The sequence below is a fragment of the Mesorhizobium sp. M7A.F.Ca.CA.004.04.2.1 genome (assembly GCF_004022825.1).
Lineage (GTDB): Bacteria > Pseudomonadota > Alphaproteobacteria > Rhizobiales > Rhizobiaceae > Mesorhizobium.
The window spans coordinates 1-2716 of sequence record NZ_RZPH01000839.1 but is presented as its reverse complement, the minus strand read 5'-3'; the positions used below and the strand labels follow the sequence as shown (position 1 = coordinate 2716).

Genomic DNA, 2716 nt, shown 5'->3' with positions numbered 1-2716 from the left:
ATGCTGTTCCAGGTTCAGTGTCCGGCAGCGGCATTGAAAAATCAATTGATATTGTTAGGGTGTTTTCTGTGAGAAAATCTCACAATAAAGTTGATACCCATGACCAAGCGCCTGCCACCGCTTAATCCGCTGCGCGCCTTCGAGGCAACGGCCCGGCATGGCTCGCTGACCAAGGCGGCCATTGAGCTGAATGTCACCCATGGCGCCGTCAGCCATCAGATCAAGGCGCTCGAGCAGTCGCTCAGTGTCAAGCTGTTCGAGCGGGCCGGCCAGCGGGTCAAACTGACACCGCATGGCGCGGAGCTTCTGCCCGCGGTGTCGACAGCCTTCGACGGCATCGCCGCCGCCACCCAGCGCATGACAAGGCCGGCGAGCAGCGGCACACTTTCGGTCTCCTGCGTGCCGGCGCTTCTGTTGTTGTGGATGACACCGCGGCTCGGCAGTTTCATGGCGCAATATCCCGACATAAGGCTGACGCTTATCCCTTCCAACGATCCCAAGGATTTGCGGGCACCCACCATCGATGTCTGCGTGCATTATGGCGACGGCAGCTGGACCGATTGCTGGATGCGCAAATGGTCGGGCCTCGAACTGTTTCCCGTGGTCAGCCCGACACTGATCAACAACCGGCCGATCCGCAGCGTCAGGGATCTCGCCGACCATGTCTTCCTGCATGGCGATGACGGCCGCGAATGGCACACCTGGCTGGCGGCCGCCGATGCGCTGGACCTGGAGCGGGGTCGCCGCCATCACCTCGGCGATGCGCGCATGGCGACCGAGGCGGCGGTGCATGGCCATGGCGTGGCGCTGGGCGACTCCGTGACGGCAAGCGCGCTGCTGGCCAGGGGCATGCTGGTCGCGCCGTTCAGCCTGTCGGTGCCGGCGGTCGACGATTTCTATGTCGTCTGCCGCAACGAGATGCGGGCGACACCGATCGTGCAGGTGTTCATCGACTGGCTGTTCGCCGAGAAGGCCGGGGATGACGGGCGCGCCGACGCCCCTGTGGCCGGCCGCATCGTCAGCCGCCGCAAGCGTCCGGCGCTCAGGGTGATGGGCGGAAAATCCGCAAGTTGATGCCAAGCTCTGCGCCACCGCATGCAGGCAGCTCTTTTTGTCGGGCCAGCCTGAAAGCGGGCAGCGTTCTGGCCGATTCGATGCTATGAGGCCTGTCGCGATTGTGGATGGCAGGCAGCGAAGGCGGTGTTGAGACATGGCTAAGACCGATATTGCGCGGCGCGTCTACAACCACACCTGGAAGCTCGACCCGATCGTGCGCAGCCTGCTCGACACAGATTTCTACAAGCTTTTGATGCTGCAGATGATCTGGGGCATGTATCCCAAGGTCGACGCAACCTTCTCGCTGATCAACCGCACGACTTCGGTGCGCCTTGCCGACGAGATCGACGAGGCCGAATTGCGCGAACAGCTCGACCATGCCCGCACCTTGCGCTTCTCCAAGAAGGAGATGATCTGGCTCGGCGGTAACAATTTCTACGGCCGCAAGCAGATCTTCGAACCGGAATTCCTCGCCTGGCTGGAAGGCTTCCGGCTGCCCGAATACGAGCTGTCGAAGCGCGACGGGCAGTATGAGCTGACCTTCAGCGGGCCGTGGATGTACACCACACTGTGGGAAATCCCGGCGCTCGCCATCATCAATGAACTTCGATCGCGCGCGGCGATGCGGGCGTTCGGGCCTTTCGCGCTCGACGTGCTCTATGCCCGCGCCAAGTCCAAGATGTGGGCCAAGACCGAGCGGCTGAAGGCGCTGCCCGGCATCCGCATCTCGGACTTCGGCACGCGCCGGCGCCATTCCTTCCTATGGCAGCGCTGGTGCGTCGAGGCGCTGAAGGAAGGCATCGGCGAAGCGTTCACCGGCACCTCCAACGTGCTTCTGGCCATGGACAACGACCTCGAAGCGCTCGGCACCAACGCACATGAGCTGCCGATGGTGTTCGCCGCCCTCGCCGACTCGGAAAAAGAGCTGAGGCAGTCGCCCTACAAGGTGCTGCAGGACTGGCAGCGTTACTATGGCGGCAATCTCTTGATCGTGCTGCCCGACGCCTTCGGCACGGCATCGTTCCTGCGCGATGCGCCGGACTGGGTGGCCGACTGGACGGGCTTTCGCCCGGACAGCGCGCCGCCGATCGAAGGCGGCGAAAAGATCCTGTCCTGGTGGCGCGACAAGGGCAAGGATCCCAAGCAGAAGCTGTTGATCTTCTCCGACGGGCTCGAAGTCGAGACGATCGAGGAGACCTATCGCCACTTCAAGGGCAAGGTGCGCATGTCCTTCGGCTGGGGCACCAATCTGACCAATGATTTCGAAGGCTGCGCGCCGACGGAAACCAACAGCCTCGACGCCATATCGCTGGTCTGCAAGGTCACCGAGGCCAATGGCAGGCCAGCGGTCAAGCTTTCCGACAATCCGGCCAAGGCGACCGGCGATGTGAAAGAGATCGAGCGGTATCTCAGAATTTTCGGCGAGAAGGACCGCGTGGAGCAATTGGTCAAGGTGTGAGGGGTGGGGTTCCTGGATAGTACGAGTTCCCTGGCGCCCCCCTCTGTCCTGCCGGACATCTCCCCCTCAAGGGGGGAGATTGCTCCCTCATCTCTGCTTTCGCCAATCAACAACATTGCCAGGGAAGAGCCGGCGGCGAAACTGCCAATCTCCCCACCTGTGGGGGAGATGTCCGGCAGGACAGAGGGGGGCGCCGTAGGG

The 2716-nt window shown here is 62.6% G+C and carries 2 protein-coding genes; both read left to right on the top strand.

What is annotated here, in order from left to right; all coding sequences use genetic code 11:
- The first annotated feature begins 99 nt into the window (after nucleotides 1-99).
- Entirely contained in the window at nucleotides 100-1074 is a 975-nt protein-coding gene (gcvA, locus tag EN893_RS27900; RefSeq protein ID WP_127272585.1) for a transcriptional regulator GcvA, read from the top strand.
- A gap of 136 nt (nucleotides 1075-1210) precedes the next feature.
- Entirely contained in the window at nucleotides 1211-2515 is a 1305-nt protein-coding gene (gene pncB, locus EN893_RS27895) for a nicotinate phosphoribosyltransferase (RefSeq protein ID WP_127267048.1), read from the top strand.
- The last annotated feature ends 201 nt before the right edge of the window (nucleotides 2516-2716 follow it).

Coding starts and splice junctions, on each gene's coding strand:
- gcvA (WP_127272585.1), top strand. CDS start 100: ATGACCAAGCGCCTGCCACCGCTTAATCCGCTGCGCGCCTTCGAGGCA.
- pncB (WP_127267048.1), top strand. CDS start 1,211: ATGGCTAAGACCGATATTGCGCGGCGCGTCTACAACCACACCTGGAAG.